16 protein-coding genes, 1 tRNA gene, 1 other RNA gene and 1 other annotated feature are annotated in these 15,547 nt (G+C 41.5%); of the genes, 13 read left to right on the plus strand and 5 right to left on the minus strand.

Going from position 1 to position 15,547, the window contains the following annotated elements; all coding sequences use genetic code 11:
• Positions 1-51: 51 nt before the first annotated feature.
• On the minus strand, positions 52-999 hold the full coding sequence (locus tag MOF34_RS19440) for a YaaC family protein (protein WP_268401411.1): 948 nt from the start codon (positions 997-999) through the stop codon (positions 52-54).
• A gap of 120 nt (positions 1,000-1,119) precedes the next feature.
• On the opposite strand from MOF34_RS19440, the gene guaB reads away from it, so the two are divergent.
• From guaB to MOF34_RS19470, 6 genes are all read left to right on the plus strand, one after another.
• Positions 1,120-2,586: an IMP dehydrogenase gene (gene guaB / locus MOF34_RS19445; RefSeq protein ID WP_019712978.1), complete on the plus strand. Its 1,467-nt coding sequence runs from the start codon at positions 1,120-1,122 to the stop codon at positions 2,584-2,586.
• Between the two features lie 152 nt (positions 2,587-2,738).
• Positions 2,739-4,070, plus strand: coding sequence for a D-alanyl-D-alanine carboxypeptidase (gene dacA, locus MOF34_RS19450; RefSeq protein ID WP_268401401.1), 1,332 nt, complete (start codon positions 2,739-2,741; stop codon positions 4,068-4,070).
• Positions 4,071-4,265: 195 nt separating this feature from the next.
• Positions 4,266-5,150, plus strand: a complete 885-nt coding sequence (gene pdxS / locus MOF34_RS19455; protein WP_019712980.1) for a pyridoxal 5'-phosphate synthase lyase subunit PdxS — start codon at positions 4,266-4,268, stop codon at positions 5,148-5,150.
• A 21-nt stretch (positions 5,151-5,171) separates the two neighbouring features.
• Positions 5,172-5,762: a pyridoxal 5'-phosphate synthase glutaminase subunit PdxT gene (gene pdxT / locus MOF34_RS19460; protein ID WP_268401402.1), complete on the plus strand. Its 591-nt coding sequence runs from the start codon at positions 5,172-5,174 to the stop codon at positions 5,760-5,762.
• 52 nt (positions 5,763-5,814) lie between these two features.
• Positions 5,815-6,027: a binding site (T-box leader), on the plus strand.
• A gap of 55 nt (positions 6,028-6,082) precedes the next feature.
• Positions 6,083-7,360: a serine--tRNA ligase gene (serS, locus tag MOF34_RS19465; RefSeq protein ID WP_268401403.1), complete on the plus strand. Its 1,278-nt coding sequence runs from the start codon at positions 6,083-6,085 to the stop codon at positions 7,358-7,360.
• 136 nt (positions 7,361-7,496) lie between these two features.
• A tRNA-Ser gene (locus MOF34_RS19470) sits at positions 7,497-7,589 on the plus strand.
• A 111-nt stretch (positions 7,590-7,700) separates the two neighbouring features.
• On the opposite strand, the gene dck is transcribed toward MOF34_RS19470, so the two are convergent.
• From dck to MOF34_RS19490, 4 genes are all read right to left on the minus strand, one after another.
• Positions 7,701-8,354, minus strand: coding sequence for a deoxyadenosine/deoxycytidine kinase (gene dck, locus MOF34_RS19475; RefSeq protein WP_268401404.1), 654 nt, complete (start codon positions 8,352-8,354; stop codon positions 7,701-7,703).
• A complete protein-coding gene (gene dgk / locus MOF34_RS19480) occupies positions 8,351-8,974 on the minus strand; it encodes a deoxyguanosine kinase (RefSeq protein ID WP_268401405.1) in 624 nt (207 codons plus the stop codon). The genes dck and dgk overlap by 4 nt, the downstream gene beginning before the upstream one ends.
• 96 nt (positions 8,975-9,070) lie before the next feature.
• A complete protein-coding gene (locus MOF34_RS19485; protein ID WP_268401406.1) occupies positions 9,071-10,354 on the minus strand; it encodes a glycoside hydrolase family 18 protein in 1,284 nt (427 codons plus the stop codon).
• Between the two features lie 69 nt (positions 10,355-10,423).
• Positions 10,424-10,969 carry an isochorismatase family cysteine hydrolase gene (locus MOF34_RS19490; RefSeq protein ID WP_268401407.1) on the minus strand — a complete coding sequence of 182 codons (546 nt, stop codon included), beginning with the start codon at positions 10,967-10,969 and terminating at the stop codon, positions 10,424-10,426.
• 85 nt (positions 10,970-11,054) lie between these two features.
• Between MOF34_RS19490 and tadA the strand changes: the two genes are divergently transcribed.
• From tadA to bofA, 7 genes are all read left to right on the plus strand, one after another.
• The gene (gene tadA, locus MOF34_RS19495) at positions 11,055-11,540 is read left to right on the plus strand and encodes a tRNA adenosine(34) deaminase TadA (protein ID WP_268401408.1); all 486 of its coding nucleotides are present in this window, start codon (positions 11,055-11,057) and stop codon (positions 11,538-11,540) included.
• An 82-nt stretch (positions 11,541-11,622) separates the two neighbouring features.
• An RNA gene (gene ffs, locus MOF34_RS19500) (signal recognition particle sRNA large type) lies at positions 11,623-11,887 on the plus strand.
• A gap of 129 nt (positions 11,888-12,016) precedes the next feature.
• Positions 12,017-13,708, plus strand: coding sequence for a DNA polymerase III subunit gamma/tau (gene dnaX / locus MOF34_RS19505; protein WP_268401409.1), 1,692 nt, complete (start codon positions 12,017-12,019; stop codon positions 13,706-13,708).
• 23 nt (positions 13,709-13,731) lie between these two features.
• Positions 13,732-14,055 (plus strand): YbaB/EbfC family nucleoid-associated protein, encoded by a 324-nt coding sequence (locus tag MOF34_RS19510; protein WP_268401410.1) that lies wholly within the window; start codon positions 13,732-13,734, stop codon positions 14,053-14,055.
• 14 nt (positions 14,056-14,069) lie between these two features.
• A complete protein-coding gene (recR, locus tag MOF34_RS19515) occupies positions 14,070-14,666 on the plus strand; it encodes a recombination protein RecR (RefSeq protein ID WP_003242386.1) in 597 nt (198 codons plus the stop codon).
• Between the two features lie 17 nt (positions 14,667-14,683).
• On the plus strand, positions 14,684-14,908 hold the full coding sequence (locus MOF34_RS19520) for a YaaL family protein (RefSeq protein WP_019712989.1): 225 nt from the start codon (positions 14,684-14,686) through the stop codon (positions 14,906-14,908).
• 66 nt (positions 14,909-14,974) lie between these two features.
• A complete protein-coding gene (bofA, locus tag MOF34_RS19525) occupies positions 14,975-15,238 on the plus strand; it encodes a sigma-K factor-processing regulator BofA (protein ID WP_019712990.1) in 264 nt (87 codons plus the stop codon).
• Positions 15,239-15,547 lie beyond the last annotated feature (309 nt).

Raw genomic sequence — 15,547 nt, forward strand, 5'->3', positions numbered from 1 at the left:
ACGCCGCCAAGCAAGGTTAAACCCAGCTCATTGAGCTGGGTTTTTTGTTTGTCAAAAATGAAGAAGAAATTGAAAAGCGTATTTTGGGAATTTGTTTTCTGTTACTAATAAAAACTGCTGAATTAGCACGTAATCATCACTTATATGCTGCGTTAACAACTCATACCACCACTCTGTCTCATACCTCGCAATCATCCCTATGTTGTACAATACTAGGTAATGAATTGCCATTTCAGGAAGTCTCAGAAATTGTTCTTTTTGAGCAGGGATAAAGTATTGGTTCTTACCCATGTCATACAACAAGCTGACTGATGTCCATGGCTTCATGTCTTGCGATGAAATTCCAAACAGCAGCTCGTGTTTATTTTTTCTTTCAAAAGACCATTGAAAATGATGGGACATATATTCGGCAAATCTTGAATCAGACATTTTATAATTGATTACTACATCTTCTGGTACAGCAATCCTGTCCTTTTCCTTTTTTATTTTTGTCATAAAACGTTCTTTCTGCTGAAAATAGAAAGTATCACTTAGTTCTGGAATCGCAATTAATAATTTTTTCATGGTGTACCGTTCATCTACTATATCCGATTGTCCGAATAAGTGTTTCATGAAATGCATGCATAGGCCGTTGCGTTGTATTTTTACTTCATCATCGCTAAAACAATAATTCTGTTTCTTTCGCTTTCTTGTTGTTACGCCATGGGCCAGTATTGATGTATGGCTTGGATAATGAGGATCCCGTGTTATGAGGCATGCTTTGATGAGCTGTGCCATTCCGTAAAATAAAAGAATCGGTTTGATTTCTAAAGGGGAATATGAAGCTTGTTTATAAAACGATTCGGCATGCTTTAAGAAATATATAAACCGTTCACTGTTTTTAAAAGAGTTCTTTTTTGCATCTTCAATCCCGTTTAAGGTATAAACCTTTTCTAGAAATTTTTGGGTCGATTCAACGGAATAAAATAGCGCTAAGTCTTTCCACTCATGATATGTCATCTGTACTTCTATTTCCTTTCCGTTATCTAAATATTTCAACTCTTTCTCGCTTCCTTGACAGGCTCTTGGCTAGTTGATAATCTACATATAATATTTTGCCGAAAAGAGGGGGATTTACTAATGTGGGAAAGTAAATTTTCAAAAGAAGGCTTAACGTTCGACGATGTGCTGCTTTTGCCAGCCAAGTCAGAGGTACTTCCGCGCGATGTGGATTTATCTGTAGAACTAACAAAAACGTTAAAGCTGAATATTCCAGTCATCAGCGCAGGTATGGACACTGTAACAGAATCAGCGATGGCAATTGCAATGGCTAGACAGGGCGGCTTGGGCATCATCCATAAAAATATGTCCATTGAACAGCAGGCTGAACAAGTTGATAAAGTAAAGCGTTCTGAGCGCGGCGTTATCACAAATCCCTTCTTTTTAACTCCTGATCACCAAGTATTTGATGCGGAGCACTTGATGGGGAAATATAGAATTTCCGGTGTTCCGATTGTAGATAACAAAGAGGACCAAAAGCTTGTCGGAATTATTACAAACCGTGATCTTCGTTTTATTTCTGACTACTCAATGAAAATCAGCGATGTCATGACAAAAGAAGAGCTTGTTACTGCACCTGTAGGAACGACTCTTGATGAAGCTGAAAAGATTTTGCAGAAACATAAAATTGAAAAGCTTCCTCTCGTTGATGACCAGAATAAATTAAAAGGTCTTATCACGATTAAAGACATTGAAAAAGTCATTGAGTTCCCGAACTCTTCTAAAGACATTCACGGACGTCTGATCGTTGGCGCGGCAGTTGGCGTAACTGGCGACACAATGACTCGTGTCAAAAAGCTTGTTGAAGCCAATGTCGATGTTATTGTTATTGATACAGCTCACGGACATTCCCAAGGCGTATTAAACACAGTAACAAAAATCCGTGAAACATATCCTGAATTAAACATTATTGCTGGAAACGTGGCAACAGCTGAAGCGACAAGAGCTCTTATTGAAGCTGGAGTAGATGTTGTCAAAGTTGGAATCGGACCTGGTTCAATTTGTACTACACGCGTAGTAGCCGGTGTCGGTGTTCCGCAAATTACAGCAATTTATGATTGTGCGACTGAAGCAAGAAAACACGGCAAGACAATCATCGCAGATGGCGGAATTAAATTCTCTGGTGATATCACTAAAGCATTAGCAGCCGGTGGACATGCTGTTATGCTTGGAAGCTTGCTTGCAGGCACGTCAGAAAGCCCTGGTGATACTGAAATCTACCAAGGCAGAAGATTTAAAGTATACCGCGGTATGGGGTCAGTTGCTGCAATGGAAAAAGGAAGTAAAGACCGTTACTTCCAAGAAGAAAACAAAAAATTTGTTCCTGAAGGAATTGAAGGACGCACACCTTACAAAGGACCAGTTGAAGAGACAGTTTATCAGCTAGTCGGCGGTCTTCGTTCTGGAATGGGGTATTGCGGCTCTAAAGATCTTCACGCTTTAAGAGAAGAAGCCCAGTTCATTCGCATGACTGGCGCAGGACTTCGTGAAAGCCATCCGCATGATGTACAGATTACAAAAGAATCTCCAAACTATACAATTTCGTAATAAATTGTTACAAATTAAAAACATTTGACAGGGTCTCTGACTCTGTCTATTTTTTTTATACTGATTATGATAAAATTTATACTGTTGTGCATTGAAAATGTCCTTAACGGCTTAATTATAGATGAAGAATATGAAATACGGAGGTCGTACGATTGAACATCAAGAAATGTAAACAGCTATTGATGTCATTGGTTGTGTTAACACTAGCTGTGACTTGTCTGGCACCAATGTCAAAAGCCAAAGCAGCCAGCGATCCAATTGATATTAATGCATCTGCTGCTATTATGATCGAAGCTTCTTCAGGTAAAATTCTGTACAGTAAAAATGCAGATAAGAGGCTGCCAATTGCAAGTATGACAAAAATGATGACAGAGTATCTGTTATTAGAAGCAATTGATCAAGGTAAAGTGAAATGGGATCAAACCTATACGCCTGATGACTATGTGTATGAGATTTCCCAAGATAACAGCTTATCAAACGTTCCTCTTCGGAAAGATGGAAAATACACAGTAGAAGAATTATACCAAGCTACTGCAATTTACTCTGCAAATGCTGCTGCTATTGCGATAGCAGAAGTCGTTGCAGGTTCTGAAACTAAGTTTGTTGAGAAAATGAATGCAAAAGCAAAAGAACTAGGCTTAACAGATTACAAATTTGTTAACGCAACAGGTCTTGAAAACAAAGATCTTCACGGGCATCAGCCTGAGGGGACAAGTGAAGATGAAGAAAGTGAAGTTTCTGCCAAGGACATGGCGATTCTTGCGGATCACTTGATTACTGACTACCCTAAGGTTCTGGAGACTTCAAGCATAGCCAAAACGAAGTTCAGGGAAGGCACTGATGATGAAATGGACATGCCAAACTGGAACTTCATGCTGAAAGGGCTTGTCAGCGAGTATAAAAAAGCGACTGTAGACGGACTGAAAACAGGTTCTACTGACTCTGCGGGTTCATGCTTTACAGGAACAGCTGAACTCAATGGAATGCGTGTTATTACTGTTGTATTAAACGCAAAAGGCAATCTACATACAGGCCGTTTCGATGAAACGAAAAAAATGTTTGATTATGCTTTTGACAATTTCTCCATGAAAGAAATCTATGCTGAAGGCGATCAAGTAAAAGGCCATAAAACGATTTCAGTTGATAAGGGTAAAGAGAAAGAAGTAGGCATTGTGACAAACAAAGCGTTCTCTCTTCCTGTCAAAAATGGCGAAGAAAAGAATTACAAAGCGAAGGTCACACTAAGTAAAGAGACCTTGACTGCTCCTGTGAAGAAAGGAACCAAGGTTGGGAAACTGACTGCAGAATATACTGGTGATGAAAAGGATTATGGATTCCTTAACAGCAATCTTGCTGGCGCAGACCTTGTTACAAAAGAAAATGTAGAAAAAGCAAATTGGTTTGTTCTAACAATGCGCAGTATTGGCGGATTTTTTGCCGGCATTTGGGGAAGCATTGTTGATACGGTAACCGGCTGGTTTTAATCAAATGAAAGAGCTCTGATGTATATTAGGGCTCTTTCGCTTAATATACTGAAAAGACTTAATTTTTAAGAAAAAATGATTTCAAAGCGCTAAAAACCGAATAAAATAATATATATCCATATGAATTATTGGATTTCTAGGATACAATAAGGATTAGAAATTATACAATTATATCTTGATTAGGGGGACCAAGAAATGGCTCAAACAGGTACTGAACGTGTGAAACGCGGAATGGCAGAAATGCAAAAAGGCGGCGTCATCATGGACGTCATCAATGCGGAACAAGCGAAAATTGCCGAAGAGGCTGGAGCTGTAGCTGTAATGGCGCTAGAGCGTGTACCAGCTGATATTCGCGCGGCTGGAGGAGTTGCCCGTATGGCTGACCCTACAATCGTGGAAGAAGTAATGAATGCAGTATCTATCCCAGTAATGGCAAAAGCGCGTATCGGACATATTGTTGAAGCGCGTGTGCTTGAAGCTATGGGTGTTGACTATATTGATGAAAGTGAAGTTCTGACTCCGGCTGACGAAGAATTTCATTTGAATAAAAATGAATACACAGTTCCTTTCGTTTGCGGCTGCCGTGATCTCGGTGAAGCAACGCGCCGTATTGCTGAAGGCGCTTCTATGCTTCGTACGAAAGGTGAGCCTGGAACAGGAAATATCGTTGAGGCAGTTCGCCATATGCGCAAAGTAAATGCTCAAGTGCGCAAAGTAGTTGCGATGAGTGATGATGAAATCATGACAGAAGCGAAAAACTTAGGTGCTCCTTACGAGCTTCTTCTTCAAATTAAAAAAGATGGCAAGCTTCCAGTCGTTAACTTTGCTGCTGGCGGTGTAGCCACTCCTGCTGATGCTGCTCTCATGATGCAGCTTGGTGCTGACGGAGTATTTGTCGGTTCTGGTATTTTCAAATCAGACAACCCTGCTAAGTTTGCGAAAGCAATTGTGGAAGCAACAACTCACTACACAGATTACAAATTGATCGCTGACCTTTCAAAAGAGCTTGGTACTGCAATGAAAGGGATTGAAATCTCAAACTTACTTCCAGAACAGCGTATGCAAGAACGCGGCTGGTAAGAATATAGGAGCGCTGCTGACATGTTAACAATAGGAGTACTAGGACTTCAAGGAGCAGTTAGAGAGCATATCCATGCAATTGAAGCATGCGGCGCGGCTGGTCTTGTCATTAAACGCCCGGAGCAGCTGAACGAAATTGACGGACTGATTTTACCTGGCGGTGAGAGTACGACGATGCGCCGTTTGATTGATACGTATCAATTCATGGAACCGCTACGTCAATTTGCTGCTCAGGGAAAACCGATGTTCGGGACATGTGCCGGATTAATCATACTAGCAAAAGAAATCGCTGGTTCAGATAATCCTCATTTAGGTCTGCTGAATGTGGTAGTGGAGCGTAATTCGTTTGGCCGGCAGGTTGACAGCTTTGAAGCTGATTTAACAATCAAAGGCCTGGACGAGCCTTTCACAGGTGTATTCATCCGCGCGCCGCATATTTTAGAAGCTGGAGAAAATGTGGAGGTTCTTTCGGAGCATAATGGTCGTATTGTAGCTGCTAAACAGGATCAATTCCTGGGCTGCTCGTTCCATCCGGAGCTGACAGAAGATCCCCGAGTAACACAGCTGTTCGTTCAAATGGTTGAGGAATACAAACAGAAAGCACTTGTATAAAACAGTTGAAAGCTGTGGAAACTTATAGTACATTATAAGCACAAATAAAGATCGAAAAGCGTTGATAGGAACTAGTAAGAAGCCTCTCTTTCTAAGAGAGCCGATGGTTGGTGCGAATCGGTGAAAGATGCTGTCTGAATCCATCCTTGAGCGAAATGCTGAAACAAGTAGGCATTTACGGGATAACCGTTATGTGTGAAAGTGGAAAACGAGTCTTTGGCTTGTTTTCAATCAGGGTGGCAACGCGAGAGCTCTCGTCCCTTTATGGGGATGAGGGCTCTTTTTATTTTCGAAAAATCAATAAAAAAGGAGTGTTTCGCATGCTTGATATGAAAATGCTGAGAGCAAATTTTCAAGAAATTAAAGCAAAGCTTGTACACAAAGGCGAAGACTTAACTGATTTTGATAAGTTTGAGGCGCTAGACGATAGACGAAGAGAGCTGATCGGCAAGGTTGAAGAGTTAAAAGGAAAGCGGAATGAAGTATCTCAGCAGGTTGCTGTGCTGAAACGTGAGAAAAAAGACGCCGATCATATTATTAAAGAAATGCGTGAAGTCGGCGAGGAAATTAAAACACTTGATGAAGAATTAAGATCAGTGGAATCTGAGCTTGATACCATTCTTCTTTCAATCCCAAACATTCCTCATGACTCTGTCCCTGTCGGTGAAACAGAAGACGACAACATAGAAGTGCGTAAATGGGGAGATAAGCCTTCATTTGCTTACGAGCCGAAACCGCACTGGGATATTGCAGATGAGCTCGGGATTTTAGATTTTGAACGTGCTGCAAAAGTAACGGGAAGCCGTTTCGTGTTCTATAAAGGTTTAGGTGCTCGTCTGGAGCGTGCGCTTTATAACTTTATGCTTGATCTTCATGTAGATGAGTATAACTATACTGAAGTGATTCCGCCTTATATGGTAAACCGCGCAAGCATGACAGGAACGGGTCAGCTTCCTAAGTTCGAAGAGGATGCGTTTAAAATCAGAGAAGAAGATTACTTCTTGATTCCAACTGCGGAAGTGCCGATTACAAACATGCATCGTGACGAAATCCTTTCAGGTGACAGCCTGCCGATTAACTATGCGGCATTCAGTGCATGCTTCCGTTCTGAAGCTGGTTCAGCAGGGCGTGATACACGCGGATTAATACGTCAGCACCAATTTAATAAAGTTGAGCTTGTGAAGTTTGTGAAGCCTGAAGATTCTTATGAAGAATTAGAGAAGCTTACAAACCAAGCAGAGCGAGTTCTCCAGCTGCTTGAACTTCCATACCGTGTGATGAGCATGTGTACGGGTGATCTGGGCTTTACGGCTGCAAAAAAATACGATATCGAAGTTTGGATTCCAAGCCAAGACACATATCGTGAAATCTCTTCTTGCAGCAACTTTGAAGCGTTCCAGGCAAGACGTGCGAACATTCGTTTTAGACGTGAAGCGAAAGGCAAGCCTGAGCATGTGCACACACTAAACGGTTCAGGGCTGGCGGTTGGAAGAACAGTAGCCGCTATCTTAGAAAATTATCAGCAGGAAGACGGAAGCGTTGTAATTCCAAAAGTGCTTCGTCCTTATATGGGGAATAAAGAAGTAATAAAACCATAAAAATTGTGAAAAGGTGTGCCTGGCAAGGTGCGCCTTTTTGCCTGAGTAAACACGATTTTTTTTATAAAAACAAAAAAGTTTTTAAAAATGCTTGACCCTATAAGAACATTCATGATATAGTAAGTCTTGTCGATACGGAGGAATACCCAAGTCCGGCTGAAGGGATCGGTCTTGAAAACCGACAGGGGTGTCAAAGCCCGCGGGGGTTCGAATCCCTCTTCCTCCGCCATATTGATTTTAATTCTAATGAAACACAAGCATATATTGGAGATTGTTTTGTCCGTTGCATTTGATGCAACGGATTTTTTATTATAGAGAAAAAGTGAATCTCAGTTGAGATTCACTTTTTTTGATTTACATGAATAACTGAAGCGATTTGATCTACAATATTTTCAATCGAGCTTTCGTCGTTCAGCAGATCATAATCCTCAATCCTGAGCTTTAAAACAGGGCAGGCGTTAAAACCACTTATCCAGTTTTCATAGCGGGTATGCATTTCTTCCCAATAAGACCGGCTTGTCTGGAGCTCCATTTCACGGCCGCGTTCTTCAATCCGATTTAAAATGTTATCTAGATCTCCTTCTAAATAGATCAATATATCTGGGTGTGGGAAATACGGAGTCATGACCATTGCTTCGAAAAGGCTTGTGTAAGTTTTATAATCAATCTTTGACATTGTCCCTTTGTCAGCATGCATTTTTGCGAAAATTCCTGTGTCTTCATAAATAGAACGATCCTGTACAAATCCTCCGCCGGCTTCAAAAATTGTTTTCTGTTCTTTGAATCGTTCAGCTAAGAAATAGATTTGTAGGTGAAAGCTCCAACGTTCAAAATCATGATAGAACTTTTCTAAGTATGGATTATGATCGACTTCCTCCATAGAGGTTTTAAATCCAAGCCTTTTAGCCAAAGCTCTTGTTAAAGTCGATTTTCCGACGCCTACTGTTCCTGCTACTGTGATAATTGAATTCTTCGGGATATGATGTTCCTTCATACGATAAGCTCCTTTACATGGGCGGCAATGCGTTCAAAGTCGCTCTTATTCAAAACGAAATCCTTTGAATCACCATCTATAGTTAGCACTGTTAGTTCAGGATCTGCTTCCTGCAACTGTTTGATGGCAACTTCATAATCTGCGATCAGCTGCTCCAAATAGCTTGTTTCAATTTTTTTCTCAAAGGGGCGTCCGCGTTTTTCAATACGGTGTAGCAATGTGGGCAGACTAGCCTTTATGTAAATGATGAAATTTGGCTTTGGCAAATCATCCGTTAGCAGGTGAAAAATCTTTTTATATTTTTCCAGCTGATGCTGAGACAGGGTGCGTTCCGCAAAAATCACATTTTTATAAATGTGGTAATCAGCTATCACAGGCTGTCCCTTTTTTAAGAAGTGAGCGCTGGTATCTTCAAGCTGTTTGTATCTGTGACAAAGAAAAAACATTTCAAGCTGGAAGCTCCATTCCTCTATATTGTCATAAAACTTATCAAGGTATGGGTTATCCTCAACAATCTCACTAATCATAGGGAATCCAAACTCTTGTGAGAGCATTGTTGCGAGGGTTGTTTTTCCTGCCCCGATAGGACCTTCTATTGCAATAAAAGGGGCTGTATTCATCGGAATCCTCCTTATTTCTGAAAAACGTTCGTCAGTTACCGACCTTCATATTGTATCACAACCCTTGGGTGCATCATGAAAAAAGACGTTTCCAAATTATCGAAACGTCTTTTTGACAATATTAAATTGATCAGACAGCAACAGCCAGTTTTGGGGAAAGGAAAGACCTAACTTCCAATAGCTAATGCCCCTCAAATTCAGCTCTTTAATCAGATTGAATTTTGCTTGTATCGAGCGGGCATCCTCGAACCATACCTCGTGCCTTCTGTTTTCTGCATCAGTATAGTGGAAAAAAGGCGCTTGAGCTGTTTCGTCATACTGAATAGATGCATTGTTTTGATCGGCAATGACAAGGGCTTGCTGAGGGCTTACTGCTCTTGCCGGGGTTCCTCCTGCTGTATACGGAAGCGTCCAATCATACCCATATAAATTCTGGCCCATGACAATTTTATTCGCAGGCATTTCAGTCAAAGCATATTCTATGACATCCCGAACAGGCCCAATCGGCGAAACGGCTTGAGCTGGTCCGCCGCTATAGCCCCATTCATATGTCATGAGAACAACAAAGTCGACAATTTGGCCATGGGCTCTGTAATCATGGGCTTCGTACCATCTGCCCTGCTGTGTTGCGCTTGTTTTAGGGGCAAGCGCTGTAGAAATTTCTAGGCCTTCTCGATGGAAAAGATCCCTTGCTTCACGTAGAAACTGATTATAGGCTTCTCTATCCTGAGGCCGTAAATATTCAAAGTCAAAATGAATATCATAAAAATCATATCTTTTGGCATTCTCGACGATTTCATTTAATAGTCTTCTTTTAACAGTATCGTCGTTCAAAAGGATTCGGCCGAGTTCATCGCTGAATGCCTGGTTTTCTAAGTTCGTTATAATCATCATCAATGTCGTGTTTTGATTCTCTGCAATGCTTCTTAAATTCGTTAAAGGTGGAGCGACTAAGGTTCCGTCACGTTGTGCCTGGAAACTGAATGCGCCAAGGTACGTTAAGTAGGGTGACGCTTCTCTGGCCGCCTGCTGGAGATTTTCACTGACTTGATTTCCGCGGGGTTCCAAATAAGCATTTGATTCGATGTCTCGTTTAGGAACCGGAGGGATGTATAAGCGGAAACCAATCTGCAGTACGGTATTTAACTGGATTCGGTTAACCCTGGCAAGCTCGGCTGCTGTTGTATTGAACTGCCGTGCGATAGATGTCAGGGTATCACCTTGTTGAACATCATAGAACTGGCCGGCTATTGGTATGACAATGGTTTGTCCGACAACAAGGTTGTCGGGATTAGGTATTTCATTCGTTTCTGTGATTTCATTTACAGTTGTTCTGTATTGTGCAGCGATAGCAGAGAGAGTGTCGCCTTGATTCACCACATGAATTTGAATGAAAAACGCCTCCTTTCATATCGCTATCAATGTATGAAAGAAACGCGCTGATCATGTTTATTTTTCTGTAATTTGTTCCTCCATCGTAATTTCCGCAAGAAGAACATTCTCCATCATGGTTAAGGCAAATTCGTTGTCTTCGTCACGATTTGAGGCAATGCAGTCCTTAGGGATCGTGATGCTGTATTCCCTCATGTAAGCGTCATTAGCGGTAAACAGAACGCATATGTTACCGGCTATACCTGTTAAGATAATATGTTTTACCTGCAATTCAGTAAGGAGAGTGTGAAGGGCAGTTTCGTAAAAGGCGGAATGCTTCGGTTTAATTAAAAAATAATCAGCATCTTCCGGAGCTATTTGCCTGATAATATCCTTGCTTCTTTCATTCGTGCATTCTTGCTGAATATTTTTAATATCAGCTTGCCAAAGTCCATAATGATCATTAATGTAAATAATCGGCCAGTCATTTTGTCTCGCATGTTCTTTTAATGATAAAATATGAGGAACGATTTTTTCTGTTTTTTTGGCGAGGCTTTCTCCCATATCGAATTCAAAATTATTGATCATGTCTACAATGAGAAGAGCTGTGTCTGCTTTGGACAATTGACAGTCTCCTTTCCGTTTCAGTTATAGTTGTTATGTAGCCTTTTTAGGCAATAAAAAAACTTTGTAAAGAGAGCTTATCCTTATGACACAAGATGAACTTTATATGAAAGAAGCAATTAAAGAAGCGAGAAAAGCTGAAGAGAAAGGTGAAGTGCCAATCGGCGCCGTGCTTGTCGTTAACGATGAAATCATAGCGCGTGCACATAATTTAAGAGAAACGGAACAGCGGTCAATCGCTCATGCGGAAATGCTTGTAATTGATGAAGCGTGTAAGGCGCTGGGAACGTGGCGGCTGGAGGGTGCAACTCTTTATGTGACACTTGAGCCTTGTCCGATGTGTGCTGGTGCCGTCGTGCTTTCGCGAGTAGAAAAAGTGGTATTTGGTGCATTTGACCCCAAAGGTGGCTGTTCAGGCACACTTATGAATCTTTTGCAGGAAGAGCGCTTTAATCACCAGGCTGAAGTGGTGAGCGGAGTACTTGAGGAGGAATGCGGAGAAATGCTCAGTTCATTTTTTAGAGAACTGCGAAAAAAGAAGAAATCCTTCAGGAAAAACTTGTCTGAGTAGGCCGGTTGCAATTTTCAGGGGGAAACGATATACTTATGTATGCATCGCAATAGATGCGATATAAAATTTGATATTTATTTTGCCGTGCTAAGCGGGGAGGTAGCGGTGCCCTGTACCTGCAATCCGCTCTAGCGGGGCCGAATCCCTTCTCGAGGTTCGTTTACTTTAAGGTCTGCCTTAAGTAAGTGGTGTTGACGTTTGGGTCCTGCGCAATGGGAATTCATGAACCATGTCAGGTCCGGAAGGAAGCAGCATTAAGTGAAACCTCTCATGTGCCGCGGGGTTGCCTGGGCCGAGCTAACTGCTTAAGTAACGCTTAGGGTAGCGAATCGACAGAAGGTGCACGGTAAATCAATCATCAAATTTTCAGACTCACCTATCATTAGGTGAGTTTTTTGTTATGTAAAAAGAGCTTTTGGAATCGAAACAAGGTTCATGTATAATGGGAATGATGAATAACGGAGGAGGGCAAACCCGTGAGTTACCAAGCTTTATATCGAGTATTCAGGCCTCAGCGCTTTGAAGATGTGGTTGGACAAGAACACATTACAAAAACGCTGCAAAATGCCCTTTTACAAAAAAAGTTTTCTCACGCCTACCTGTTTTCCGGGCCAAGGGGTACGGGAAAAACCAGTGCGGCCAAAATATTTGCTAAAGCTGTCAACTGTGAACACGCTCCTGTTGATGAGCCATGTAACGAATGTGCAGCCTGTAAAGGGATAACAAACGGGTCCATATCCGATGTCATAGAAATTGACGCCGCTTCTAACAACGGTGTTGATGAGATTCGTGACATTCGCGATAAAGTGAAGTTTGCCCCATCGGCCGTCACATATAAGGTATATATCATAGATGAGGTACATATGCTTTCTATCGGTGCCTTTAATGCGTTACTAAAAACATTAGAAGAGCCGCCTGAGCATTGTATTTTTATCTTAGCGACAACCGAACCGCACAAAATTCCTTTAACCATTATCTCCAGATGTCAGCGTTTTGATTTTAAACGAATTACATCCCCTGCAATTGTTGGGTGTATGAATAAAATTGTTGATGCTGAAGAGCTTCAAGTGGAAGAAGGGGCGCTTGATATCATTGCGAGTGCGGCGGACGGAGGAATGAGGGATGCCCTCAGCCTTCTAGATCAGGCCGTATCATTCAGCGGCGATATCCTGAAAGTCGAGGATGCGCTTTTAATTACGGGAGCTGTTTCTCAATTATATATAGGGAAGCTTGCACAATCCCTTCATGATAAAAACGTTTCTGACGCACTGGAAACATTAAATGAACTGCTTCAGCAAGGGAAAGATCCAGCCAAGCTGATAGAGGATATGATTTTCTATTTCAGAGATATGCTGCTGTATAAAACAGCCCCTGGCTTAGAAGGAGTGCTTGAAAAAGTAAAAGTTGATGAAATGTTCCGGGAACTAAGCGAACACATTCCGGCACAGGCGTTATATGAAATGATTGATATTCTGAACAAAAGCCATCAGGAAATGAAATGGACAAATCATCCCCGTATCTTTTTTGAAGTGGCTGTGGTGAAGATTTGCCAAACGTCTCATCAACCAGCTGCCGACCTGCCGGAAGTCGATATGCTGATGAAAAAAATCCAGAAGCTCGAGCAGGAAGTGGAGCGGCTCAAAACAACGGGTATTCAAACAACGGCAGAAACCCCGAAAAAAGAAACACCGCGCGCGCCAAAGGGCGGTAAATCCAATTACAAAGCGCCAGTAGGGAGAATTCATGAGATTTTGAAGGAAGCTACGAGACCGGATCTTGACCTGCTCAGAAACAGCTGGGGCAAGCTTCTTGCTCATCTCAAACAGCAGAATAAAGCATCACATGCCGCTTTGCTGAATGACAGTGAACCTGTGGCTGCCGCCTCAGCGGCATTTGTTCTGAAATTCAAATACGAAATCCATTGTAAAATGGTCGCTGAGGATAATAACGGAGTCCGGACCAATCTTGAGCAGATTCTAGAATCGATGCTCGGAAAAAGAATGGATTTGATTGGCGTTCCTGAAGCACAATGGGGTAAAATAAGAGAAGAATTTTTAGTAGATCATCAGCAGGAAAATGAAGGATCAAATGAACCGGCTGAAGAAGACCCGCTTATTGCCGAGGCGAAAAAGCTTGTCGGAGCGGATTTAATTGAAATAAAAGACTAACAAAAAGAAAGAGAGTGAATGTTATGCGTGGCGGAATGGGAAATATGCAAAAAATGATGAAACAAATGCAAAAAATACAAAAAGACATGGCGAAGGCTCAAGTGGAGCTTGCAGAAAAGGTAGTTGAAGGAACTGCAGGCGGCGGTATGGTTACAGTAAAAGCAAACGGCCAAAAAGAAATCCTGGATGTCATCATCAAAGAGGAAGTCGTTGATCCAGAAGATATCGACATGCTTCAAGACTTAGTGCTTGCTGCAACGAATGAAGCTTTGAAAAAAGTAGACGAGATCACAAACGAAACAATGGGTCAATTTACAAAGGGAATGAACATGCCAGGTTTATTCTAGGGGGATAAAAGAACATGCAATATCCTGAACCAATATCAAAGCTGATTGACAGCTTTATGAAATTGCCAGGGATCGGACCGAAAACAGCGGTTCGTCTGGCTTTTTTTGTTCTAGGTATGAAAGAAGATGTGGTATTAGATTTTGCGAAAGCATTAGTAAATGCGAAACGCAACCTGACATATTGTTCAGTTTGCGGGCATATTACAGATCAGGACCCTTGCTATATATGTGAAGATACGCGCAGGGATAAGTCCATTATCTGTGTTGTGCAAGACCCTAAGGATGTTATCGCTATGGAGAAGATGAAGGAATATAATGGACAGTATCATGTTCTCCACGGTGCTATTTCTCCAATGGACGGCATCGGACCAGAGGATATTAAAATACCAGAATTGTTAAAACGATTACAGGATGATCAAGTGACAGAAGTGATTCTCGCAACTAACCCTAATATAGAAGGCGAAGCAACGGCGATGTATATATCAAGGCTACTGAAGCCGTCTGGTATTAAGCTCTCCCGTATTGCCCACGGACTGCCCGTCGGCGGCGATTTGGAATATGCTGATGAGGTCACTCTTTCTAAAGCACTTGAAGGAAGACGTGAATTGTAAGGAGGAAAAAGCGATCCATGGGTTTTCTTCGCAAGAAAACATTGAGAAGAGAGTTTGATGAAAAACTAATCGAGCAGCTTTTTAAGCAAAAGGAAGAGTGGAACAGGCAAAAAAAGCTGGTTGAAAAAAGCTTAGAGCCGTCTGATGAAGTGTTATACGAACTGAAAATAGCTGAGGCAAAGTATTTTTTTTACTTGAGGGAAGCGAAACAGCGAAATTTAAAAATCAGCCGGTGGAAGTAAGTGGTCTAAACTCCTGGATCTTCTCATAAGCTTGTACTAGAACAAGCGAAGGAGATGAGAAGATTCATGGAGCCTATTTTTATTATAGGAATTATTTTAGGACTGGTTATTCTTCTTTTTTTATCAGGTTCAGCTGCAAAGCCGTTAAAGTGGATTGGTATCACAGCTGTTAAATTTGTGGCGGGCGCTTTACTGCTGGTTTGTGTAAATATGTTTGGCGGCAGCCTTGGCATTCATGTGCCGGTTAATCTAGTCACAACAGCTATCAGCGGGATTTTAGGGATACCGGGAATAGCGGCATTAGTCGTCATTAAGCAATTTATTATTTAAATGATATTATATGTTGACTTTAATAATTTAAGATGTTATTCTAGTATACGTCGCTGATGACGAATCGCTTTTTGAAAAGAATTTCTTGAAAAAAGTTATTGACGAAAGCGACAGGAAGTGTTATGATAATAAAGTCGCTTAAAGAGCGATAAACAAAGTTCTTTGAAAACTAAACAAGACAAAACGTACCTGTTAATTCATTTTTTATAAAATCGCACAGCGATGTGCGTAGTCAGTCAAACTAAGGCCTGCATGACGCAGGTCACACAGGTGTCGCCGCAGGATGCGGTGAACTTAACCTGTGATCCA

It is taken from the genome of Bacillus sp. T17B1, from assembly GCF_026796395.1.
Lineage (GTDB): Bacteria > Bacillota > Bacilli > Bacillales > Bacillaceae > Bacillus > Bacillus spizizenii_A.

Bases quoted from the DNA above. Each gene is read 5' to 3' on its own strand.
- tadA (WP_268401408.1), top strand. From the start codon at position 11,055: ATGACACAAGATGAACTTTATATGAAAGAAGCAATTAAAGAAGCGAGA.
- pdxT (WP_268401402.1), top strand. From the start codon at position 5,172: ATGTTAACAATAGGAGTACTAGGACTTCAAGGAGCAGTTAGAGAGCAT.
- dgk (WP_268401405.1), bottom strand. From the start codon at position 8,974: ATGAATACAGCCCCTTTTATTGCAATAGAAGGTCCTATCGGGGCAGGA.
- recR (WP_003242386.1), top strand. From the start codon at position 14,070: ATGCAATATCCTGAACCAATATCAAAGCTGATTGACAGCTTTATGAAA.
- dck (WP_268401404.1), bottom strand. From the start codon at position 8,354: ATGAAGGAACATCATATCCCGAAGAATTCAATTATCACAGTAGCAGGA.
- MOF34_RS19520 (WP_019712989.1), top strand. From the start codon at position 14,684: ATGGGTTTTCTTCGCAAGAAAACATTGAGAAGAGAGTTTGATGAAAAA.
- pdxS (WP_019712980.1), top strand. From the start codon at position 4,266: ATGGCTCAAACAGGTACTGAACGTGTGAAACGCGGAATGGCAGAAATG.
- serS (WP_268401403.1), top strand. From the start codon at position 6,083: ATGCTTGATATGAAAATGCTGAGAGCAAATTTTCAAGAAATTAAAGCA.
- guaB (WP_019712978.1), top strand. From the start codon at position 1,120: ATGTGGGAAAGTAAATTTTCAAAAGAAGGCTTAACGTTCGACGATGTG.
- bofA (WP_019712990.1), top strand. From the start codon at position 14,975: ATGGAGCCTATTTTTATTATAGGAATTATTTTAGGACTGGTTATTCTT.
- MOF34_RS19510 (WP_268401410.1), top strand. From the start codon at position 13,732: ATGCGTGGCGGAATGGGAAATATGCAAAAAATGATGAAACAAATGCAA.
- MOF34_RS19440 (WP_268401411.1), bottom strand. From the start codon at position 999: ATGACATATCATGAGTGGAAAGACTTAGCGCTATTTTATTCCGTTGAA.